General features: G+C 67.8%; 19 protein-coding genes. 9 read left to right on the top strand and 10 right to left on the bottom strand.

Annotated elements, in window-relative coordinates; translation table 11 throughout:
• Positions 1–5: 5 nt before the first annotated feature.
• Together ACIBJE_RS24930 and ACIBJE_RS24925 are read right to left on the bottom strand one after the other, a co-directional pair.
• Positions 6–374 carry an RRQRL motif-containing zinc-binding protein gene (locus ACIBJE_RS24930; protein ID WP_396752268.1) on the bottom strand — a complete coding sequence of 123 codons (369 nt, stop codon included), beginning with the start codon at positions 372–374 and terminating at the stop codon, positions 6–8.
• Positions 374–742, bottom strand: coding sequence for a DUF6284 family protein (locus ACIBJE_RS24925; protein WP_396752265.1), 369 nt, complete (start codon positions 740–742; stop codon positions 374–376). Before ACIBJE_RS24925 ends, ACIBJE_RS24930 begins: the two co-directional genes overlap by 1 nt.
• Before the next feature lie 749 nt (positions 743–1,491).
• Between ACIBJE_RS24925 and ACIBJE_RS24920 the strand changes: the two genes are divergently transcribed.
• From ACIBJE_RS24920 to ACIBJE_RS24910, 3 genes are all read left to right on the top strand, one after another.
• Positions 1,492–2,658: a hypothetical protein gene (locus ACIBJE_RS24920; protein WP_396752262.1), complete on the top strand. Its 1,167-nt coding sequence runs from the start codon at positions 1,492–1,494 to the stop codon at positions 2,656–2,658.
• Positions 2,659–2,662: 4 nt separating this feature from the next.
• Positions 2,663–3,235 (top strand): cysteine hydrolase, encoded by a 573-nt coding sequence (locus ACIBJE_RS24915; protein WP_396752344.1) that lies wholly within the window; start codon positions 2,663–2,665, stop codon positions 3,233–3,235.
• A gap of 312 nt (positions 3,236–3,547) precedes the next feature.
• Positions 3,548–4,912 carry a pentapeptide repeat-containing protein gene (locus ACIBJE_RS24910; protein ID WP_396752260.1) on the top strand — a complete coding sequence of 455 codons (1,365 nt, stop codon included), beginning with the start codon at positions 3,548–3,550 and terminating at the stop codon, positions 4,910–4,912.
• Positions 4,913–5,466: 554 nt separating this feature from the next.
• Here the strand turns inward: ACIBJE_RS24910 and ACIBJE_RS24905 are convergent.
• The 3 genes from ACIBJE_RS24905 to ACIBJE_RS24895 form a co-directional block, all read right to left on the bottom strand.
• The gene (locus ACIBJE_RS24905) at positions 5,467–7,677 is read right to left on the bottom strand and encodes an NACHT domain-containing protein (RefSeq protein WP_396752258.1); all 2,211 of its coding nucleotides are present in this window, start codon (positions 7,675–7,677) and stop codon (positions 5,467–5,469) included.
• A gap of 171 nt (positions 7,678–7,848) precedes the next feature.
• Positions 7,849–8,037, bottom strand: coding sequence for a hypothetical protein (locus ACIBJE_RS24900; RefSeq protein WP_396752256.1), 189 nt, complete (start codon positions 8,035–8,037; stop codon positions 7,849–7,851).
• A gap of 188 nt (positions 8,038–8,225) precedes the next feature.
• Entirely contained in the window at positions 8,226–11,096 is a 2,871-nt protein-coding gene (locus ACIBJE_RS24895) for an AAA family ATPase (protein ID WP_396752254.1), read from the bottom strand.
• A gap of 242 nt (positions 11,097–11,338) precedes the next feature.
• Here ACIBJE_RS24895 and ACIBJE_RS24890 point away from each other — a divergent pair, with 242 nt between their 5' ends.
• The 4 genes from ACIBJE_RS24890 (at position 11,339) to ACIBJE_RS24875 (ending at position 14,874) form a co-directional block, all read left to right on the top strand.
• Positions 11,339–12,160 carry an SAM-dependent methyltransferase gene (locus tag ACIBJE_RS24890; RefSeq protein ID WP_396752251.1) on the top strand — a complete coding sequence of 274 codons (822 nt, stop codon included), beginning with the start codon at positions 11,339–11,341 and terminating at the stop codon, positions 12,158–12,160.
• A gap of 141 nt (positions 12,161–12,301) precedes the next feature.
• Positions 12,302–13,006 carry a VanZ family protein gene (locus tag ACIBJE_RS24885; RefSeq protein ID WP_396752249.1) on the top strand — a complete coding sequence of 235 codons (705 nt, stop codon included), beginning with the start codon at positions 12,302–12,304 and terminating at the stop codon, positions 13,004–13,006.
• Positions 13,007–13,064: 58 nt separating this feature from the next.
• Entirely contained in the window at positions 13,065–13,760 is a 696-nt protein-coding gene (locus tag ACIBJE_RS24880) for a response regulator transcription factor (RefSeq protein WP_396752247.1), read from the top strand.
• Complete coding sequence (locus ACIBJE_RS24875; protein ID WP_396752244.1) at positions 13,753–14,874, top strand: sensor histidine kinase; 1,122 nt, start codon at positions 13,753–13,755, stop codon at positions 14,872–14,874. The genes ACIBJE_RS24880 and ACIBJE_RS24875 overlap by 8 nt, the downstream gene beginning before the upstream one ends.
• A 90-nt stretch (positions 14,875–14,964) precedes the next feature.
• Here the strand turns inward: ACIBJE_RS24875 and ACIBJE_RS24870 are convergent, their stop codons facing one another.
• Both ACIBJE_RS24870 and ACIBJE_RS24865 read right to left on the bottom strand, forming a co-directional pair.
• Positions 14,965–15,813 carry a hypothetical protein gene (locus tag ACIBJE_RS24870; protein WP_396752241.1) on the bottom strand — a complete coding sequence of 283 codons (849 nt, stop codon included), beginning with the start codon at positions 15,811–15,813 and terminating at the stop codon, positions 14,965–14,967.
• Positions 15,810–16,898, bottom strand: coding sequence for a hypothetical protein (locus tag ACIBJE_RS24865; RefSeq protein ID WP_396752238.1), 1,089 nt, complete (start codon positions 16,896–16,898; stop codon positions 15,810–15,812). Before ACIBJE_RS24865 ends, ACIBJE_RS24870 begins: the two co-directional genes overlap by 4 nt.
• Positions 16,899–17,577: 679 nt before the next feature.
• Here ACIBJE_RS24865 and ACIBJE_RS24860 point away from each other — a divergent pair.
• Positions 17,578–18,234: a hypothetical protein gene (locus ACIBJE_RS24860; protein ID WP_396752235.1), complete on the top strand. Its 657-nt coding sequence runs from the start codon at positions 17,578–17,580 to the stop codon at positions 18,232–18,234.
• A 509-nt stretch (positions 18,235–18,743) separates the two neighbouring features.
• Positions 18,744–19,934 carry a spore photoproduct lyase family protein gene (locus tag ACIBJE_RS24855; RefSeq protein WP_396752232.1) on the top strand — a complete coding sequence of 397 codons (1,191 nt, stop codon included), beginning with the start codon at positions 18,744–18,746 and terminating at the stop codon, positions 19,932–19,934.
• 563 nt (positions 19,935–20,497) lie between these two features.
• Here the strand turns inward: ACIBJE_RS24855 and ACIBJE_RS24850 are convergent.
• Genes ACIBJE_RS24850 through ACIBJE_RS24840 form a run of 3 tightly spaced genes read right to left on the bottom strand, consistent with a single transcriptional unit; the run spans position 20,498 to position 22,484 of the window.
• The gene (locus ACIBJE_RS24850) at positions 20,498–21,142 is read right to left on the bottom strand and encodes a methyltransferase domain-containing protein (protein WP_396752229.1); all 645 of its coding nucleotides are present in this window, start codon (positions 21,140–21,142) and stop codon (positions 20,498–20,500) included.
• Entirely contained in the window at positions 21,139–21,813 is a 675-nt protein-coding gene (locus tag ACIBJE_RS24845; protein ID WP_396752226.1) for a DUF2064 domain-containing protein, read from the bottom strand. The genes ACIBJE_RS24850 and ACIBJE_RS24845 overlap by 4 nt, the downstream gene beginning before the upstream one ends.
• Entirely contained in the window at positions 21,810–22,484 is a 675-nt protein-coding gene (locus ACIBJE_RS24840; protein ID WP_396752223.1) for a glycosyltransferase family 2 protein, read from the bottom strand. Before ACIBJE_RS24840 ends, ACIBJE_RS24845 begins: the two co-directional genes overlap by 4 nt.
• Between the last annotated feature and the right edge of the window lie 59 nt (positions 22,485–22,543).

Genomic DNA, 22,543 nt, shown 5'->3' with positions numbered 1-22,543 from the left:
CAGGATCACGAGGTACCTCCGTAGGCACAGTCGGTGCACTCACCGAGCGAGCGCGGGATGTAGTAGGGCCGCACATCGCGGCACGTCGGACACGTCCGCCGGGCGATCAGCGCGGCCCGGACAGCACGGAGTTGGGCAGGGGTGGCGGTGCGCTTCGGCGGGGCCAGGTCGACCCGGTACAGGTACGCGGCACGGATACCGCCGACACCTCGCCAGAGCACCTGCGCGGCCACTGGTTGACCACCGGGACGGAGGCCGGCGGCACGGAGTTGACGGCGGGTGGCGTAGCCGGGCGGGGCACCCCGCCACCAGTAGGTAGGGATGCCGTACCGCGACCCGTCTGGATCCCAGTAGGCAGCGCGAATGCGGGACATCAGGCTGCGCGGGACGCGCCGTCGGGGCAGCCGTACACGGCCCGGTGCGACACCTGCTCCCTACCGCAGTTCGGGCAGCGGAGGATCTTGCAGCCGTACGCGCAATCCGTCGTCAGGCCCACCTCGACCAGCCGGCAGACGTGCTCACGCTGCCGTGCGGTCAGCTCGGCGGCGGTTCGGGTGACACGGGACTCAGCACGGCGAACCCGACGCCAGTCCAAGGCGGTCGGACCGCCGTGGTCCTCGGCGTAGATCAAGCTGATCTCAGCGTCGAGTAGATCAAACTCGGCCGCGATCAGCGGCCATTCCTGCTCGATCATCGCCAGGTCGACAGCGGACGGCCCTTGGTCATCGTGGTTGTCGATCACGTCGGTTCCTTCCGAATATGGGGCGGACGGTGCCCGGCCCCGAGAGAGAGGCCCAGTGGCAGGGGCCACGCCGGAAACAGCGCGACACCCCGCCCTGGACGGGGAATCAGGGGCAGAAGCTCAGCCGCGCGCCGGACCCGTCCACTCGGCCCGCTCGCCCGGGACCTACCGGGGTCGACCACCGTGTGGCTCAAGGCGGGATTGCCGCAGACGGATCTACGCGGCGCTTCTGCTGTGAAGTTCTCAATGAACGACCTGATCCGGCGTCCCATGGGCGTGCGGCCACGAGTGCCGCCGTTCCCCGGGCCGTCCGGCCGGATACAACTTGGCGTTGTATTCGTGACCGTACAGCGTCACGTTGTATTCGTGCAAGCACCTGTACCGCGTAGGCTTGTACTGATGACTGACGCTGACCTGCCCACCGACTGGTGGACCACGGACCACGTTCGCGCCTACCTGGCCTCGGTAGGTGCCCCGATCAGCCGCGCGACCTGGGCTTCCTACGTCTCACGCGGGCAGGCTCCGGCACCTGATCGGATGTTTGGCCGGTCTCCGGCATGGCAGCCCGAGAGCATCCGGAAGTGGCAGGCCGAGAGGCCCCGTCGAGGCGGCGCCGGCTAGGTCGGATCATTTGATGCCTCCTGTCTCCGGCTCCCGTCTGCGGCGGCATCTTGCTCACCTGCCAATGAGACTGCCCGCTGAGTGGCAGTCCGGGCAGGTCCTACGCACGGACACGAAGGACGCGGCCCATGTCCACTGAGGTCCCTCGGCAGTTCAAGCCCAATCTCGTGCTGGTCAACCGTCGCAAGGCGGCCGGTTGGGAGTCGCGCAAGCGTGCCGCGCGAGAGCTGCACCGCGTAGGCCAACAGCGCGGCATCCGGGAGACGCCCACGGTCGAGGCCATCGAAAAAGCGATGTACCGCCACGAGACCGGGCGCGTAGCGGTCACCGACCCGATCTACCGGCAGCTCTACTGTCTGGCGTACGACGCAAAGCCCCACGATCTATTCGGTGAGCTGACCAGTAGCGCTGAAGACCGACCGCACTTCTCGGCGCGATCCCACAAGTTCGTGACGGCGTTCGTCGGCGCTGACGGCGCTGCCCGACTGCGGGAGGCCGCAGGCTGCGCGCCAGCCGTGGGGGAGTGGCACACCTGCTACTCAGCACCCGTCGAGCATCCGGAAGGCGACTGCACCCTTTACGTCTGGCCGTGCGGGTCGGTGGTCTTCCACCTTGTCGAGCCTGTGCAGTTGTCCACCATTGCGGCGCTGGCCGCGTGGCGGGTCGCCTCATATGGCGACAACATCAATTGGGCTATCGACTATCTCGCGCCCATTGCGCCAGTCGAAGATGAGTCTGCGGTGTACGTCCTTGGTGCTCACTGGGTTGTTGAGCCAGCATGGCCGGCAGAGTTGCTAGGAACCGCGCTGCGCATCATGTCAACGCCCAAGGTGTTGCTGCATCGCGATCGTCCGATGGATGACGAACACTTGGCGCATGCCGAACTGGTTGAGCAGTCGTTGCTCAGCGAATCATACGATCACACATTAATCGAATCATTCGGCGTGCCAGGAATTTCCATGGGCTATGCCTCATGGTCTGGAGTCGTGTACCACCCGATCTCTACTGAGCGCTCCCTAACGGAACCCGAGATAATCTCGTGTGAGCTTGCGATCCAGTCTATGTGGGCGTATAGCGACGCGATCGCCCGTCAGGTAGAGCAGGGGCGAGATCCGCAGGTGCCGCCGGAATATGGATGGCGTTACCTGCGGGGAGTGCGGTCCCGTCTCACTGTTTCCCGCCTACGGGAGACCGGACAGCATCAGGCTATGCGCCGGGCGATCCTGCGGACGTGTGACCTAATGCCAGCACTAGACCAAGCCATCGAAACCCTCCGTGATTCGGATCGAGGTTGAATCAATGACATCGGGCCGCCCTGTACTTGTCGTGACCGACATGCAAAACGGCTTCGTCCGCGAGCAGTCAGCGCACATCGTTCCTATCGTTGTCGACCTGGTGCGTCGCTGGCAGGCGGCCGGCGGCGATACGCTTTTCACCCGGTACCTGAATTACCCGGGAAGTCCCTTCGAGCGCTTCTTTGGCTGGCAACGGCTTCAGAGTTCCCCCGACATCGATTTCGCGCCCGAGTTGCGCCCATACGTGGATCACGGCGTAGTGCTTGACAAGCGGATCTACAGCCCATTCACGCAGGAAGGAATGGCGCTATTCAAGCAACGCGAATGGGATGAGTTCTACTTCTGCGGCATCGCTACCGAAAGTTGCGTTCTGAAGGGGGCCGTGGACGCGTTCGAGCACGACTTCACGCCGTGGCTGATCGCGGACGCCTCGGCGAGCCATGCGGGCACGCAAGCTCACGAGGCGGGGCTGCTGGTTGCGCGGCGGTTTATCGGTCCCGGCCAGGTAATCGGGCTAACCGACATTCCGGCCACGATTATCGATCCGCCGTCGCGATACTCTGAACGAATCGTGTAAAGGCTGCCGCTGGCTCGCGCCGGCGAGGGTAGCGCGCTTCCTCCAGTCCTTGAGTGATGCGGGCTGAGCGAAGGCGGTCGGCGTGGGCGGATGGTAGCTCGGTGACACCCGGGCGACGGCGTTGCGGGCCGCCCTCGGCCCCGGAGCCTTTGCGGCCCTCCGGCCAGCATTGCCGGCAGGCCAGAGCCCGCCCGGGGTGCGCGCCCCCGCATCCCCACCATGACCTCGTCGTATGGCGCGGTGTCAAGCTCTCGTCGACGCATGGCAGACCCTCGTTACACTGCGAGTCCACAGTAGGCAGAGGGGCAACCGGTGGCGAAAGTTACTTACATCGAAGAGATGGCTGACGGCAGGCCGACTAGAAAGCCTTCTCAGCATCTGTTGATGGTGGCGATAGGAGCTCTCGCAATATTCGCCGTCAGTTTGACTGCTCTATTGCTAACCGTTCGTACTGCATCTGAGGCACCTCCGTCGGCAATAATGACGGCGACTCCGGCTGCTTCGCCCACGTCGCCGAGTAGCCCTATCCAAGATGCCTCGCCTAAACCGCCAACGTCTTCCTCGTTCCCTGCCGACTCACGGCAGACAGAAGTTAGCGACAAGCAAGCGGATGCTGCCGCTAAACTAAGACTTGAGTCCATCAAGGTCGCTCTTACGGTAGTCGCAGGGGTCGGCGGCCTGGTAGCCCTTGTGGTGGCCTACCGTCGGCAGCAGATTGCGGAAGTTGCGGACGCCCGTGAGCACAGGGTGGCTGAATACAACCGCCAGGACAGTACCGCCCGACGTAACACCGACATATATACGCGCGCCGTGGAGCAGTTAGGCGGCGCGAAAGCACCAGTTCGTCTTGGGGCTATTTATGCGCTCGAAAACCTGGCGCAGGAGAACGAAGATTATAGGGCGACAGTAGTGGATGTACTTTGCGCTTACCTCCGAATGCCGTTCGAGCCACCACCGCTAGAAGCGGAGGGCGGGAATCCATCGGATGCGCTTGAGCGGGCAACTGCGTTGCGTTCGGTTAAGGAGGATAGGGGCGAAGATGCGAGAGGTGTCGACGCCAGCTCCGAACTGCCTGAAGAGTCGGTCGGGTCGGAGGCGCATGAAGAGTTGCAGGTGCGCCTGACGGCGCAGAAGGTGTTGCGGAATCACCTGCTTGCTACGCAATCTTATATCGACCGAGGGATTCATTGGAAAGGCTTGAACCTTGATCTCTCGGGCGCTGCTCTCGTCTCTTTTGATATGTCGCATTGTTCACTTCGGAGGGCGGATTTCTACGGCGCGAGGTTCTACGGTAAAGCGTGGTTTGTGTGCTGCGATTTTGAAGGGGATGCAATATTTCGTCGAGCTGAATTCCGCGAGTACACCTCATTTCAGGAGGCGACGTTTCGCAAGTATGCGGATTTCAATTCTGCGGTTTTTATGAATTTCGCTGATTTCCAAGAGACCAAATTTTTGTCGGAGTACAGTTTTAATGTGGCTCATTTCGATAGCGTAATCTACCTATCAAGCATCAGAGCAAAGCATGGCCACGACTTTATGACCTTTCATTTGGCGACGGCATACACTGATGCGTCCGCCGTTCGGCGTTTGCCCCCTGGTTGGCGCTTGGAGCCGCTACCGGAGAGGCCCGGCTATGCCTTGTTCGAGGAAAAAGAATCAGCGAACTCAGATGGGTGACTATCTGATTGACAGCGGGCGCAGCCAAGACCGTAAGTCCGGGAATGCTCATGGACTGCTTCTAAATGGTGTGCTGCGCTCGCCGAGCGTGTCAGCGCCCGGGGACCAGATGGGGACCACACGGTGTGCGCGCTGGTGACCGACGTGCCGTCAGCTGCACGGCCTGGTCTTGGGAATCGCGTCCGTGACGTGCGGGAACGCTTACCAAATCGTCCTGGGGGTCAAGGGGTCGTCGGTTCGAATCCGGCCGTCCCGACGCAGGTCAGAGGGCTAATCCGGGACTCGGATTGGCCCTTCTTGGCGGCGGCCTCCGGCCGGCCATCGGCCGGGCCAGCCGGCCAGGCTTGGGGAGGGCCAAGAGCTTGAAGACCTCGGGGCCCCGTCTCAATCCAGGCCCTCCTCAAAGATCAGCCGGGGAGCCTGGAAGGTCGGAGACTGCTCGCCGAGGAGATTAGGTCCTTTGCTGTAGGTGTTGCAGATCCACAGCATTGCATGCGATCACTGACGCGGTGTGGGCAGCCAGAAAAAGTTGAAACAGGTGACGGCTACTGCGACTACGGCAAGGACAAGCCATTCATGCGGTCGCCGTCGGTGGACAGCGTTGGCGGGGTGCCGGCTGCCGGCGTGGTGCGGCTGGTGCCGGCTCCGGCGAGGTGTCGCTGTAGGCGGACGTGTCGGAACTGGTACACCGCCCCGGCCTGACGCAGCGCGCCTCGACGACAGGCGTCGTCGAGGAACGGCGCCAGCGCCGGTGGGATCTGCCCGGTGGCGGTCAACCAGGGGCGCGTCACCAACGCCCAACGGCCCCAGGCGCTTGTGAGGAGGCCGATCAACAGGCCGAATGCGGGACCACCGACCAGTGGTATCCCCAGCAGGAACACCAGGCTCCACCCGCCGGGCAGCGATCCTGCCGCCATCAGGGCGGTGGCCAGGGCGCAGGCGAGGCCAAGCGCCGCGCCAAACAGCACAGAGGAGGCCAGCGTGCCGCGTCGATCGGTGGCCATCAGTTCGAGAGGACTGGCTGCTGTGGGTATCGCCACGGAGGTCTCTATGCGCCGGCCTATCGTGTTGGTGAACGGACCGGCCAGCAACCAGCCGACGAGTGAACCGATGATCGTCCTTCCCAGTTCCTCTGCCGAGGCGGAGGGAATGACCAACTGCGTCACTGTGCCGAACAGGGTGCCGACAGCGACCCAGACAGCCAGACTCGTGGCCAAGTCGACGGCAAAGCTCGTTATGTCGAAGCGGACACGCTTCGGCTTCGGCCCGGCCTTCGTACCACCGACCAGCATCCCGCACGCCAGGGCTACGCCTGTCAGGATCGCCACTGCCAACACATTGTCGGACAGAAGGAACACGAAGCCGCCCATCGCCAATGCGAGCATGCCCAGGGTGACCGTGCCGGTGAGTATGCGGGTGGTCCGGGGCAGCGCATCGCCGAACCGCCACCATGCGAGGTCCTGGCTGCCGGTCTGGTTGGCGTGCTCGGCGAGGTACCTCAGCCAACGCTGCGCGTCACCGGTCCGGAAGCTGTGGCGACGAGCACCACGATGCCGATCGCGAGGCGCATCACCGTACACAATGGGGATGAATGCGGAGAGGAGATGCGCTTCCAGCGCGGCCGAATCCGGAAACTTTGCAGCGTCCAACAGCTCAGCAGGGTCAGCGCCGGGCGCGTCGCTGTAGACCGAGCGGGCCAGGCCGACCATGAGCGGGCTGGCCAGCACGGCCGCCAGATTGGCCTCGGCCGGGCCGCGCGGGTTGTCTCGTAGTCGGTCCAGCACAGGGGTCCACAGCGGTACTCGAGTCCCGTCTACGTCGATGGTCCGGCGCGTAGTGCGGGGGAGGTAGTCGCGGATGTTGCTCAGCGTCAGGTCGTTCAGCTCGACCACGGCTGCAGCGCTGAGTACGTCCTGGCGCACCACCGCGGCGTACTGCTCGGGTCGGCAGGTCAGCAGGAACGGCAACCCGGCGGTGTTGATAGCGCGAAGCGCGTCGTCGTGCAGTCCCTCGGCGATCTCATCAAATCCGTCAAGCACGGGCAGCAGGTGGCCACCGTCAATCAGGGCAGTCGCGAGCGTCGCGCTGGTTGGCCCAGGCGCGGCGAGGCTGGGGTGATCGCGGATGAGCAGGCCGGCCAACCAGTCGCTCAAGGTCGTGGTGCGCGGGTTCCATGAGGCGAGGCTGAAAACCACAGCGACCGGGTCGCCGGCGGTGCGTCTGGTCAGCCAGTTGAGAGCGAAGCGGCGTGCCAGCGTGGTTTTACCGGCCCCGCTCCTGCCGAGCACGACCAGCCGGCCCGACGGTACGCGTAGGTATATCGGCACGATCTGGTTCAGGGAGCCAGCCAACCGTAGCGGTCTCACCTGGGAACCGGCCGGTGATCGTCGGATATTCGCCCAGTGGTCCATGAGGTGGTCGGCCACAGACTCCCAGCGCACCGGCAGCGAGAACGGGTCATGTAGACCTTGCTGGTGTTCCTCCTTCGCCCACTGCTCGACCAGGACAGCGGCAAGCTGATCGGCCGTCGTTGTCAACGGCTGCGCAGTCGAGGAGAGCGCCTCCCGGCCCACCACCGGGGCATCCGGACGGGACGACAGGACGCCGTGAGCCCCCGAGAGCACTATCAGCAGGGCAACCAACGACCAGATGAACCAGGACCACCAGGGCCAGGGGACGCTGACGGTATTCGTGGCGAGGTTGCCTACCAGCGCGATCGCGATCGCGAGCACCAGCGGAACGAGCGCTGACCAACGGTGTGTCACGCGCCCCTCCTGCACAGCGGCGACCGTCGATAAAATTCTACCGCCGTGGCCACCCGACAAAGGTCCGGCCTGTCGGTGCAGCTCCGGTCATCTCTGCCTAACGTGAAAGTGTCAATCTCCGTGTTTGGGGCTGTGGTGTGATCACGGTTGCCCGGTCGCCGTAGGCGAGGATCAGGTGTCGAGGGCCTTGGCCCAACCGTAGATCCGGCCGGTGACGCACCCGCCGCCCTCGCGTTTCTGCTGGCCGACGAGGTAGACGCCCTTCATCGCGGCCTGCTCGGTCGGGAAATGCCCCGCCGCCGGGCGGCTTGGCGGAACCGGGCGTTGAGGATCATTGGCCCGCTTCAGTTCGGCGTTCACGCAGCTCCTCGTCTTCGGTGCTGCCACGGATGACTCCCTTCAGCTCCAGCAGAGCATGATCGAAAGCCTCCGAACTGCCGGGGGACCTCAGCGCCAGTACCGCGCCGGAACAGCCCACTACCAGCGAAGGCACTGGCTCCACCAACTACGGCTGGAGTACTGGCGCTGCCGCACCGGAATCCTGGCGATCACAGATACTGGCCGATCGTGGGCGGTTTGTCATGGTCGCCGAACGTGGTTGGCAGATCCTCCGCCAGCAGTTTCCGAACGACCTCCGCTGGTGCGTCGGTCAGCTCGATGATCCGTGCTGCCTGTTTGGCGATGGTCGCCTCCAGCAGGTTGCGCACGGTGCGGCCGTTGCCGAACGACGACCCTCGGGAGAGGCGGGCCAGCGTCGTGCGCACCCGGTCCCGTACGTTGTCAGCGAGTTGATAGCCGGCGTCGTCGGCGAGGACGGTGAAGATCTGCACCAGTTCGTCGAGGTCGTAGTCGGGGAACTCGAGCATCTTCGGGAAACGAGAGGCCAGACCGCTGTTCGCGTCGAGGAACTGCCGCATCTCACGGTCGTAGCCGGCCACGATCACCACCAGGTCGTCGCGATGGTCCTCCATCAGCTTGAGCAGCGTGGCGATGGCCTCGTGACCGTAGTCCCGCGGCGAGTCGGACATCGACAACGAGTACGCCTCGTCGATGAAGAGCACGCCACCGAGTGCCCGCTCGAACGCCGCGTGGACGCGCGGACCGGTCTGCCCGATGTACTGGCCGATCAGGTCCGTTCTGGTTACCTCGACCAGGTGACCGGAACCGAGCAGCCCGAGGTCGGCGTAGATCCGGGCGATCATCCGAGCCACCGTGGTCTTCGCGGTGCCCGGATTGCCGACGAACACCATGTGCCGGGATCCTCCGCCCACCGCGAGCCCGGCCCGGGTCCGCAGGCTCTCCGCCCGAGCCTCCGCGACCAGCAGCCGCACCTGCGCCTTGACGTCGCGTAGCCCGATGAGCGCGTCCAGTTCTGCCATCGGGTCGCCTTTGTGGGCGGGCGCGAGCACGATGGACGCCGGTGCCGTGATGTCCTCCACCAGCAGCTCGGCCAGCTGCTCGACCGTGGGTGTGGCCGACCGGCTGATCCGCAGCGCCTGGTGCGACGCGGACTCGTCAACGAGGTTGCGGACCACCCAGGCGTTGTCGAATCCGGCGGCGCGCGGCATTCGCGTGACCAGGTTCCGGACCCGGTCGAGCACGCCGTCGGCGGGCGTGAACCCTGACGCGTTGGCCTCCAGCTCGAAGAGCCGCACCAGCTCGTCGTCGGTAAAGTCGACGAAATTGAAGGTGTTCGGGAACCGGGCCGCCAGGCCGGCCTCGCTGGACAGGAAATCCGCGACATTCTTGGGATGACCGGCGATGATGACCACCAGATCCTCGCGGTGCTCCTCGATCATCCTGGTCAGCGTGGCGACAGCCTCGCGCGAGGCAGGGCTCTCCTGGACCGCCCGGCCGACGTTGATCATCAAGATGCCACCGAGCGCGTTGAGTACGGCAGCGGTCACCTTGGCGCCGTTGAGCAGCTCTGCCCTGGCTACCTCGACCAGGTGGCCGGAGGCCAGCACGCCGTACCTGGCATAGATCTGGCCGATGATCGTGGCGATGGTGGTCTTCCCGGTACCCGGATTTCCAGCGAACACCATATGCCGCCGACTGCGGGCGGGCGGCAGACCGGACTCGCGGCGCAACGCCTCGACTCTGGCCTCAGCACTCAGCCGGACGACGCGTTGCTTGACCGGGGACAACCCGACCATGCCATCGAGGATGCCTACGGCAACCTGCTCCGCGTGATCGCTCGGGGCACCGCGGGGCCGGGCCGGCCGGGGTAGGGCGGGGGCGGGCCGCGCTGGTCTCGGAACGTCGGCGAGGGCGGACACGAGCGGGTTGACGACGGCGGGCCGCGGCTGGCCGAGCGTTCGCAGGCTACGCAGGTATCCAAGGCAGAAGAAGAGCCCGCTCGTCACGTCCTTGTGCGGACCCGGCCAGCCGTTCAGCGCGGTGGCGCAGCTCCACTCCAATCCCACCCACATGCGCGCGGTCTCCGCCTCGCCCGCGATGATCGCGCGGTCCAGCCACGCGAATACTCCCTTGTACCAGGCCTCGTAGTCGAAGCTGGGCTTGAGTATGTCGAACGCGCGGAGGATGGCGTTGAAACCGTCCTGGCCCAGCCCGGTCGTGGCGATGACCGCGGGCACCGGCTTGCCGAGCTTCAGCAGCATGGCGGCGACCACCTCGTCGAAGCTGCCGGCCTCGGCGCCCACGATGTCAACCAACCGCTGGTGAGTGGCGCGGAGGCCGGTCAGGGTCCAGGAAAGGTAGTCGGCTGGTCCGGCGTAGTCGGGAAGAGCGGCGCGCTCCGCGTCACTGAGTAAGGCCGATCGCCACTGGGCGGCGAGTTGCTGCCTCGACCCCGTCCGGTGCTGTTCCAGCAGCGCTGGATCCTCAGCTATCCGGGCGTACAGCGCGGCCAGCGCGTGCCCGCGGTCCGCGAACGGTGGCGCCTCGACGAGCACCTCGAGGCAGTCTCGGTAGTAGCGGAGGATGCGTTCCCGGCGCTCTGGGCTGTCGGAGTCCGCGAAGAGGCGTCCGGGCGGGGCCGGCATGACCTGGGTCTGCCAGGTCGCCTCCGGGTCTGTCGTCGGAGTGAGTGGCGCCTGCAGGTGGTCGGCTACCAGGAGGTCACCCAGCCGCCACAGCGAGCCCGACGCACTCGTGGACGCGCCGAGCGTGCCCTGCGCCAGCCACTTCACCTCCTCGACCGCCATCGACGTGCCGGGCTTGAGTCGTGGCGCCCGGGCGGGCAGGTCGGTGAGCCCTTCGCGCGAGGCGATGGCCATCAGTCGTGCGCGGGTTTCCTCAAGCCACCCCTCGGGCGGCACCCAAGGTCTGATCGGCCCGAACACGTTGAGGTGCGGAGATCCGGTCAGCAACGGCACCAGATCGTCAGGCAGATCGATCCGGCCGTTGGTCGGCCGCGAGGCGACCGGGGCGGGACTGACCGGGAGCCAGGCGTTCATGCCTGAACCCTAAGTCTGACCACCGACACTCTTCTGTCAACGTCGGCTACCTCAGGGCTGCCCCCCCCTGAACCGGCCTGGTCGGGCTGCTCGGGGTTGCTCCGTAGCACCGGATCGCCCGGCCGGCAACGCCTCATCTACCCTCAGGGCACGTCCACAGTGGTGGGCCCGGCGTCGTGCGCCCCTGCCGTGGTCGCCCGCGCCAGCCGGCGAACGACCATGCCGTACGGAGGATCGAAGCGTTGACGAGCAAAGCTCCTGCGTCCGGTGTCGACACCACCCGGCCCAGCATCGCCCGGATCTACGACTACTACCTGGGCGGCAAGGACAACTTCGCGGTCGACCGGCAGGCGGCTCAGATGGCGTTGCAGGTCACGCCGGACGGCCCGGAAGCGGCTCGGGCCTGCCGGACCTTTCTGCGCCGGGCGGTGCGGTACCTGGCCGCGGAGGCCGGCATCCGGCAGTTCCTTGACCTCGGCTCAGGGCTGCCCAGCCAGGGCAACGTGCACGAGATCGCCCATCAGGTGGACCGGACCGCCCGGGTGGTCTACGTGGACAACGATCCGATGGCGCTCGCGCACGGTCGGGTCCTGCTCGCGGACGCCCGGACCACCACCGTGGTCGGGGGCGACATCCGGCAACCGGAGGAGTTGCTGGCGCACCCTGAGGTCCGGAAACTGATTGATTTCGACCAGCCGGTCGGGCTGCTGCTCCTGGCGATCCTGCACCACCTGCACGACAACGACGACCCTGGGGCCATCGCCCGCCGGCTCACCGCCGCCCTGCCCGCCGGGAGTTACCTGGCGATCTCGCACTTCCACGACCCCGGCGAGGCCCAGCCCGAGGTCTCACGGCGGGCGCGGGCGGTGGAGAAGGTCTTCAACGAAACTCTGGGCACCGGCCGGTGGCGAACCCGTCAGGAGATCACGGGATTCTTCGGGGGCCTGGAGCTGCTGCCTCCCGGGCTGGTCCCGCTCGCCGACTGGCGCCCGGACGGCGACGGGGGCTCCCGGCAGACCGACACCTACCACACCATCCTCGGCGGGGTGGCCCGCAAGCCCTGAGCGCCCACCCGGGCCGGGCCGGCGGAGGTCCCGGCCCGCGACCAACGCCGACCCGGACGACGACGCTGGGACTTGTGTGTATTGCGGAGGTATGGAAATTCGCATACGCCACCGCAACGGCCCTCCGGCTTCGATGGGGGCATGAACCACAGCGCATCCCCGTCCGCACCGCCCCGCCGTACGCGCAGGATCGTGCTCGCCAGCCTGGCTGTCCTCGGGCTGGCGAGCGCGGCGTTCGCCGTGCGGCGGCCGCTCATGATGTCCGCTCCGAGGTGCATGGCCGGGCGGTGGCACGGCTGCTACGACACGTTCAACGGTGTGGTGCTCATGATGCTGGTGGGGCTGCCGTTGGCGGCCCTGGTGGTGTGGGCTCTGGCGCGCCTCCGGCGTGCTGCCGGCGTCACATGGCCGTGGCGGATGTCGTTGGCCGAGGTGGGCATGGTCTACGGGACGGTGCCGTTCGTGTGGATGACCTTGATGCCGGGGCCGGGGGCGGGCATCGTCCCCGGCCGGGTGAGTCTGGTCCCGTTGCGGGACCTGGTCACGATGGGGCCGGTCGGGATCGGCGGCAACCTGCTCATCTTCGCGGCGCTGGGGTTCTTCGCCCCGATGCGGTTCGCGGCGTTGGCGTCCGTGCCGCGGATCCTGGCGCTCGGGGCGGGCTGCTCGGTCCTGGTCGAAACCGCACAGTACGTCCTGCGGCTGGACCGGGTTTCCTCCGTGGATGACGTACTGGTCAACGCCACCGGCGCCGTGCTGGCCGCGCTGGCGTCGCGCCACTGGTGGCGCGCTACGGCGGAGGCGCCGTCGGACCGGCCTCGCCCCGCGCCGGTACCGGCCGGCTGAGTCACGTGTCCAGTACGCACACGTGGGTCACATCTTGTGCTGATCATAGGCTTCACGCATGCGCGTACTGATCGTGGAGGACGAGCCCTACCTGGCCGAAGCTGTTCGTGACGGTCTGCGGCTGGAGGCGATTGCCGCCGACATCGCCTCCGATGGCGACTCCGCCCTGGAACTGCTCAGCGTCAACTCCTACGATCTCGCGGTCCTCGACCGCGACATTCCCGGCCCCTCCGGCGACGAGGTCGCGCGGCGCATCGTCGCCTCCGGCAGCGGCATCCCGATCCTCATGCTCACCGCTGCCGACCGGATCGACGACAAGGCTTCCGGGTTCGAGCTGGGCGCCGACGACTACCTCACGAAACCGTTCGACCTGCGGGAGCTCGTCCTGCGGCTGAGGGCGCTCGACCGCAGACGCGGGTACGCCCGGCCCCCGGTCCGCGAGATCGCGGGCCTGCGGCTCGACCCGTTCCGCCGGGAGGTCTTCCGCGACGGACGCCACGTCGCGCTCACCCGCAAGCAGTTCGCGGTGCTGGAAGTCCTCGTCGCCGCCGAGGGCGGGGTCGTCAGCGCCGAAGAGCTGTTGGAACGGGCCTGGGACGAGAACGTCAACCCCTTCACCAACGCCGTGCGCATCACCGTCTCCGCACTGCGCAAACGGCTCGGCGAACCATGGATCATCGCCACGGTGTCCGGCGTCGGCTACCGCATCGACACAGCACCCGACACCGGGCGCGAGGGAGAGGACCGTGAATAGGGAGCCCGGTTTGAGCGTCCGCCTCAAACTGACCCTCAGCTATGCCGGGTTCGTCATGCTGGCAGGTGGCTTGCTCCTCGTCACAGTGTGGGTGTTCCTGCTGCGTTACGTACCCGAGGTGATCGACAACCCCCAGATGCCCGCACCCAACCGTTCCCGTGTCCCCGTCCCCGTGATGTTCGTACCGAACCGCTCCGACCTGCTCCGCGCCTTCGCCCCGAGAGCAGTCGCAGTGCTGGCCTTTCTGCTGATGTTCGGCCTGCTGGGCGGGTGGATCCTCGCCGGCCGGATGCTCGCGCCGCTGACCCGCATCACCAGTGCCACACGCGTGGCCGCAGACGGATCACTGTCCCACCGGATCCGCATGGAGGGCCGCAAGGACGAATTCCGTGAACTCTCCGACGCGTTCGACTCGATGCTCGAACGACTCGAGTCCCACGTCGCCGAGCAGCAGAGGTTCGCCGCGAACGCCTCCCACGAACTGCGCACCCCGCTCGCGATCTCGCGGACCCTCCTCGACGTCGCCCGCAAGGACCCCACGCAGGGGCGGGGCGAACTCATCGAACGACTGCACACCGTCAACCAGCGGGCGATCGACCTCACCGAGGCCCTCCTGCTGCTCAGCCGCGGCGACCGCGGAAACTTCACCCGCGAGAGCGTCGACCTCTCCCTCATCGCCGAAGAAGCCGCCGAAACGCTGCTCTCCCTTGCTGAACGGCGTCGGATCACGCTGGACGTCGTCTCCGGCGGGGCGGTCCGGACCAGCGGCTCCGCCGAACTCCTGCTGCGGATGGTGACGAACCTCGTCCAGAACGCCATCGTCCACAACCTCCCCGCCGGCGGCTCCGTGACGGTTCACACCGAGGCGCACGGCGACACGAGCGTGCTGCGGATCGAGAACACGGGTCGTCGGCTCCCACCCGAACTGGTACCGACCTTCACCGAACCCTTTCAGCGCGGATCGGAACGCGTACGCACCGACGAACACGCCGGCGTCGGCCTCGGTCTCGCCATCGTGCACAGCATCGTCCGCGCCCACGCCGGGACCCTCGACCTCGTCCCCAGCCCCAACGGAGGTCTCCTCGTCACGGTCCGGCTTCCCAACATGCCGTAGAACCCTGCCCCGAACGGCCCTCGTTCGGTCTGGCAGCCTCGACGATCCGGTGGCCGCTGCAGAGGAACGGATCAGATGCCCTCTTCGGGCTCAGCCAGGCTCCCGCGCCTGGCAGACCCGAGGTGGCGGCTTGTCGACATAGTTCAGTTCCGGGCAGTAACGGAGGGTGGGCTTGGGGGAGATGGTCCACTCGTATCGCGCGGCCTGGTAGCCCATGAAGGTAGTGCGCCCACAGCAACGGAAGTGTTCTCCCGCCTCATCGCGCAGCTCGTAACTCCGGGTCACCCCGTCGATTTCAAGGTCGACGCGCAGGTAGTAGTTCCAACCCCCGCCCGGAAACGTGGCGGCGGCCGACTCAGGGTCGGACAGGTCGACCACCAGCCGGATCGTCTGCCCTGGCACGAGCACGTGTGGCTCGCCATTGTCCCGGACCTCGGGAGTGGCCGTCGGGGTAGGAGGGTCTTGGCGGCAGGCCAACTCAACCCATGGGCCTTGCTCTCGTTCCCGCAGGATCTGCGCGACCGGCACCGCCACGACTCCGTGAATCGCGACGTCTACGCTGCGCTCGGCGCGAATGGTCAGTAAGTGGACGGGTTCGAAGCCGACGGGGAGGGCACCTTCGCGCTGCGCCCATGAGGCGAACTGCCGGCAGTCCCGTACCTGCGGTGGTGGCACCATCCGCGCCTGCGGCTCCGTGACCTCGAGTGCCAGCTCGTGGCTGTGCCGGGTGCCCGTGAGCGTGGCGGTCAGTGAGACGGCGTCGGCGCTGCTCGCTGTCGTTCCGGCGGAGGGCGGGCTGCCCGTGGCCGCTGCCCCGGGCGGCAGCGCCGGGCGGTCGTCGTCGCCATCGTCACGTAGGGCTTCGATCACGGCGAAAGACAGTGCCCAGGACAGCGCAAACGTCGCGAGAAGCAGGGCAACCCGGCGCCGGGCGCTCATATCCGCGCCTCGAAAGGGCCAGAGCCGTCGTATACGAGGCCCATTTTCGCCATGCCGAAGTAGTAACGGTCCTGGTAGTGACGGGCCAGGCTGGTGCTGCGGAACGGTCGCCCATCGTCGTCGACGGTGACCACCCGCTTCTCGCCGTCGAGGTCGAGGTCGAAGTCGATGACCCACTCGCAGTACGACTGATCTGTCTGCGCCTGCACATCGATGGTGAGCGGCTCACCTGGCGTCAGGGTCAACGAGCGGTCGTCGACGTATGCCCGGCCGAGTCGCTCGTCGGGTTCGATGATTCGCGCGATGCTGTCGGGCTCGTCCAGGTCAAACCCGATCTTCAGCGGCTCCCCGTCACCTTGGCTCTGATGGAACACGTACGCGTGGGACAGGGGCGCCGAGCGGCGTAGCACCCGGGCCCGGATCTGGGTGACGAAGACCGGGGCGGCCCACTGCCCGACCACCGACAGCCGTACCCGGGTCAACAGTCGGTTCGGGTGCTCGTTGCTGGTGCCCAGTACCGCGTTGATGCCACCTTCGGCGGCATCAACCTGCATGCGAGCCGGCATGGTGAGCCGCTGACGGGCCTGGGGGGTGAGGGGCGCGGTCGCCAACCAGATCCTCGCGTCGTCGGACCGGTCGTAGTAGTAGGCATTCAGCGACAGCGGGGCTTTCCGCCGGGCTTCCTCACGCTTGGCCGCTTCGACCGCGCGTTCGTCGCGCACTGCCTGCCCGGGTGAGGTGAGTCGATCGTCCAGTTCGGCAACCAGTGCAGCGAAGATGGCGGCTGCCGCCCCGCCGCCGGCCGCCCACAGCAGGTTCCGGCGCGAGAGTACCGCGTTGTCGCCCCCCTGCGCGGGCGGATTGGCCGTGCCAACCGGCGCCTGATCGTCCTGCGGGGGCGGACCGATGCGGTCGGTGCGTCCTTCTTGTCCTGTCGCCGGAGTGCTCCCGCCCGGGGGTTGTGCTGGCGTGCCCGGGGTCGCATTCGGCCGGCGCCGACCTGGCCGTTTGCTGGGCTTGGACGACGGCACGCTATCCCCTTCAAGCAACGACCAGTGCGAGAGCGCGGCGCTCTTGACCATCAAGTGCCGGGGCGAAAAGCCCTAGCAGCAAGGAGATTACAATAACCGGGTGCATCTCCGGCTGACCCTCCTGCTTGTCCGGGGATTGCCAGTCGAGGTCTTTCTGGGTGCGGCCTTGAGGATGCCATCGGCCTTCCAAGGGCATGGCCCCCGATCGAATGCTGATCTTTCCGACGCAGCCCATGCTCAGGTACCTGAGGACCGCAGGCCCGACCAACGATACCGGAACACCCTGTCGGATAAATGTCTCCGCGAGCGTTCTTCTGTGCTGGTGCCGAGGGTGGCGAGCGGGGATTCTGGCAGGGTGGGACATGGCGAGCTTGCCGCTGAGTTGATGGAGCGGATGGACCGTGACCAGCGGGCGCGGTCCGAGGTGGTCGGTCGGTCACCTGGTGACGACGTCTGGACCCGGGTACGGGATGTCGACACCGACAACACGGCGTGGTTCACAGAGGTCCTTGAACAACACGGTTGGCCTCGGCGCAGTGGGGTGGGTTCCGACGCCTTACCGCCGCATGGTTGCTCGCGCAACATGCTGACCTCAACCCTGGCGCTCCGGGTTCCCGGCTGACTGCGGGGCCGGCGTGCGCCCGTCGCGGCGGTCGGCTGGCACGGGGCGCGCTGTCGGCGTGCGCGTGGAGGGGGCGGTCAGCTCGACTGCCTGTTCAGTACGCTCGCGGTTGTGGTCGATGTGGCAGCGGTTGAAGAAGCGTTGAGTGTTTTGGCAGCACGGTTGGTGACCCCGGTGGATTTGATCACCATTCACCGCGACAACATCGACGAGGCGAAGCGGAACTCTCGGTACCGGAGCATGAGGTATGGGGCGTTCCTGTTGACGTACGGGCCGTTCGAGATGTTCTTCAACCACGTGATTGGGGCGCACGGAGGTCCCACGCAGGGCACGCCAGCGACCATGGAGCGGGTACGGCAGCGGTTCAGCCAGCACCTGGGCATCTCCGATGTGACCGGCCAGTGGCGGGCCCGGGTCCGTGCGCAGCCCGAGCCGGGTCGCGGTGGGCGCTGGCTGTGGACCACCATCGAGGCACAGCGCCTGGACGACTACCTGCGCGATGCCAAGGCGGTCCGCAACCGGCTCGCGCACGGCGATGATCCGCAGACCGCACCGAACGCGTCCGGGACGCTCTATGACCGCAAGGATGGCAAGACGTCCATCACCCTGATGTGGGTCGAGGGCTTCGTGCAGGCGGCACAGGACCTGGCCACGATCACCGCGCTCGAACTCACCGGCGACAACGCTCTGATCCCGGAGTGGCCGGTCCCACCCCGCACTGGGGTGAGCGCGAATCCTCCTGCACTGCCGTACGGGCTGGCGCCGTAGCGAACGAGGCCGCGATTGATAGAGACAGGCTGGGACGTTACGACAAACCACCAGAGTCTGGCTTCCACCGGCTGGTCGGTGTCACGACGGCAACGCTCGTTCTTCGCGAGGCGGTGCTCCGGGGGTGATTGGACGTCGGAGTATCGACCCGGCCACCTGGGGACCATTCCGGGATTCGGGAGCGGCGAACACCGCTTCGGCGGCGGCAAGAGTCGGCCTGACGCCAGGGCGGGTCTCGGGCCGATAGGTGTGCAGGGTGCAGTCGTGCAGGACGCCGCCGCGATCCGGACGCTGTGCCCACTGAGCGAGGTCCCTGGCGAAGTCGTAGCGTCCGCACCGGTCGGCGCAGTCGTTGAGCGCGGTGACGTTTGCACAGGTCGCGGGCCCAGGGCAACCTTGGCGGAACTGCGCCATGTAGCGGAGAGTCCTCCCGATCCCGATCCCGATCCCGATCCCGAGCGCTGCGCACGACCAGGTGCGGTCGGAGCGACAATGGGTACCCGGGCCGGGTGAAGCCGGGTGACAGCGCCGTGGACGTCGAGGAGCCGCTCGCCGCGAACGTACCCGCGGCGCCGCACGACGCCAGCGGCGAGCAGGTGGCGACCCGGGACCTGACCGGGCTGGCGCCACCCGCCCGGCCGGCCCGGCGCTGGACGCCTCGCCGGGTGGTCGTCACCCCGGCGGCGGTCGATCATCCGCACGGGCGCCGGATCGTCGACCGGATCGAGGGGCTCGGCATCGAGGTCGAGCGGTTGCGCGCGAACCGACTGGTCGGCGTGCGTGGCGAAACCGAGCGGGAGACGTACGCGCGGGCGAAATCGACCCTGGCCATCGTGGTCAGCCCACCGTCGCGGCGGGCGCTGCAATCGATCGCGCCGAGTGCGGACTGGCGGGTGGACCTGGCGGAGGGCTGCCCGGCACACTGCCAGTACTGCTATCTCGCCGGCTCCCTCTCCGGCCCCCCGGTGACCCGTGTCTACGCCGATCTCGACGACATCCTCGCCGGACTGGCCGACTACGTAGGCCGGGGAACGGTGACCAGTCGCAGCGCCACCCGGGCCGGCGAGGGCACGACGTTCGAGGCGTCCTGCTACACCGATCCACTCGCGCTGGAGCACCTCACCGGTAGCTGGCGTCGGGCAGTGGAGCACTTCGGGGCCTGGGACGCGCCTGTGCAGCTGCGCTGGACCACGAAATACGCCGACGTGGGCACGTTCGTGAAACTGCCGCACGCCGGGCGCACGCGGGTGCGATTCAGCGTCAACGCCGCACCGATCAGCGACCGACTGGAAGGCGGCACCGCGACCGTGCCGGAGCGGCTCGACGCTCTGCGGAGGCTGGCACTCGACGGCTACCCGGTCGGGCTGACCATCGCCCCGATCATGCCTGCGCCGAACTGGCGGGAGCACTACGGCGCGCTGCTCGACCGGGTACGGGCGGCCGTGGCCGGGGTCGACCGGCTGGACCTCACCACTGAGCTGATCACGCACCGGTTCACTCCCGGCAGCAAGGAGGTCCTGCTCGGCTGGTATCCCCGGACCCGTCTGGAGATGGACGAGCAGTCCCGCCGCCGCAAGTTCGGCCGGTTCGGTGGGGTGAAGTACGTGTACCAGCCCGACACGATGATGGAGCTGCGCACCTGGTTCGAACGGGAACTCGAGACCAGGGTGCCCGCCGCCCGGATGCTCTACTGGACCTGATCCGTCCTCGACGATCGGGCACCGCGTGGGTGCCGCCGCCCCGCACCGCGCCGCACCTACGGATCAGGAGGTCAGGGTCCGAGTCCCTTCGGGCGCGCAAGACAGCAAGGGGTCTGACCTGGCCTACGAATCCGGCCTGGTGGCCGGCCCCCCCGCAACCCTTGGCGTCGACGGCCCGCCGGAGCCAAGTCGCCGCTCGTGCCCCTGCGGGAGCCGCGCGTCGGTGGCGACTTCCCGGGATCCGCGGAAGTGACGCTTCGATCACCGTCAAAGCGCTGGTCGGGGCTCGCAGTTCCCCGGTCGGCCCGTGACATGATGGCGCCCATGGGGAAACAGCAGGATGTCGGCGGGCCCAACCGTCACAGCGGGTCAGGCGCCGCCTCGGACAGTGCGACGGGTGGCAGCGTCGATGAGCGGCTCGCCTGCGCACAGAACCCCCTGACGCCCCAGATGACCCTCATCGACCTGGCGTCCGACCCGTCGGCCGTGGTTCGTAAGGCGGTCGCGACCCGCACCGACGCGCCCGCGCAGGCACTGCGACCGCTGACCCGGGACCATGATCGTCACGTCCGGGAGGCCGTGGGGCGGGTCAACTCGGCGAACCAGCGACAGCCGAACCGGAACACCTCACCGATCGCCAGTCCAGCCACCGCCGCAGCACCCGCCACCGCGCCCGTGTCGAGCCATGCCCAGCGGAAGATGGGGCCCTGGTGCCGTTCGGTAGCCACGTGAGCATGCCCCTGCCAGACGCCGAAGCCAGGTGGTTCGAGTTCGACCAGCACCGTGCCGGACGGCCGCAGCAGCGACCTGCACCGCCGCAGCAGCGCGACCGGATCGCCCCCGATGCCGATGTTCCCGTCGAGCAGCACCGTGTGTGCCCACCGCCCCTCCGCCGGCAGTGGGCCGAACAGGTCGGCCTGCACGGCGACCGCGCCTCGCGCCCGAGTCAATGCCACCGCCCGTGGCGACACGTCCACCCCCACTGCGCTCAACCCGGCCCCGGTCAGCGCCAAAACCATCCGGCCCGGACCGCACCCCAGGTCGAGGGTGGGCCCGGCGCAGCGGGCGACCACCGCCGCGTCCGCCAGGCCGGCCGGTCGATGCCACCGGTCCACCGGCAGTCGGCGGCGGGGCCCGTCCACAGGGACCAGCCAGTGCACGTTCCCGGGCCGGTCGCGTAGACCGGAGGCGAAACCGCCCCCGGTCACGCTCGTACCACCATGGCGCGACGTACGGTCGCGACCTGGCGGGCGAACCGGCCATCCGGCGCCGCCGCCGCCACGGCCCGTGCATCGGACCAGTCGTCCACGTCCCGCAGCACGGGCAGCGGCACGGCGTGCAGCCCGCGTCCGGTCAGCGCGGACCATGTCGACCGGCCCGTTTCCGGGGTCGACATCGGCACTCCGCGCAGCACCACCGCCTGCCGGGGATCGCGTAGCCCCAGCGCCCACCAGCCGCCGTCCTCGGCGGGTCCCAGCACCGCGTCGGCGTTCGCCAGCCGGCGTACGGCGGCGGCCAGCCGCGCCGGGGTCAGTTGCGGGGTGTCCATCCCGATCTGCAGCACCCGGCGGTCCGGGAACGCCTCGGCCACGTCGAGATGAGCGTGCGCGAGGCGGTCGGCGAGATCCGCTCCCCGCTGCGGCAGGACCGACCATGTGGCCAGGGCGGCGGTCAGCTCGGCGCCGTCCTCGGCGTCTGCCAGATGCCCGGCCAACGCCAGCACGGGTGTCACCCCTGGTGTGTCCCGGACGGCGTCCAGGGTGTCACGCAGCGCGGCGGCCGCCAGCCGGGCGGCCTGGATGGGAGTCGCCGGAGGGCAGAGCCGGGTCTTCACCATGCCGGGCACGGGCGCCTTTGCCACCACCAACAGCACCGTCATCGGAGTTCCCGCATGTCACGCAGCACCGCTGCGAAGTCCCGGGTGGCCCGAAGGGTGCCCCGCACGGAGCCGGAAACCTTGGAACGGGTGCCGGCGGCGCGCAGGGTGTAGGTGACATCGAGCTCGTGGATGCGCCAGTCCGCCGCAGCCGCCCGGATCACCAGCTCGAGCGGGTAGCCGAAGGCCCGGTCGGTGACTCCGAGAGCGAGCAGTGCCTCTCGGCGGGCCACCCGGATCGGGCTGAGGTCACGCAGCGGCACGCCCCGGTGCCGCAGCAGCGCGGCGATCAGCGCCGTGCCCGCCCGGGCGTGCCAGGGCCAGACTCCGAGGCCGACCGGTCGGCGGCGGCCGACCGCCAGGTCAGCCAACCCGTCGGCGACCGGGGCGACCAGTGCGGGTAGCTCTCGGGGGGCGAAGGAGCCGTCGGCGTCCAGCACGCAGACCAGCTCGGTGTCGGCCGCTTCGATCCCGGCCTGCACGGCCGCGCCGTACCCCCGTCGTGGTTCGTGTATCACCCGCGCACCGTGCCGGGCGGCCACCTCGGGCGAGCCGTCGCGTGACCCGTTGTCCACGACGATCGCCCGGTATCCGGGCGGCAGCGCGGTCAGCACAGCGGGCAGGGCGGCGGCCTCGTCCAGGCACGGCAGCACCACGTCGATCGGTGTCGGCATACCGCCGACGCTAGGGCCGTCCAGGGCCGCCCGCGCCGGATTCGACCTGACGGAACGCC

Origin of the sequence: Micromonospora sp. NPDC050187 (assembly GCF_044459745.1) — a bacterium.
In the GTDB taxonomy this organism is placed as follows: Bacteria; Actinomycetota; Actinomycetes; order Mycobacteriales; family Micromonosporaceae; genus Micromonospora.
This window is presented reverse-complemented; position numbering and strand designations above follow the sequence as displayed.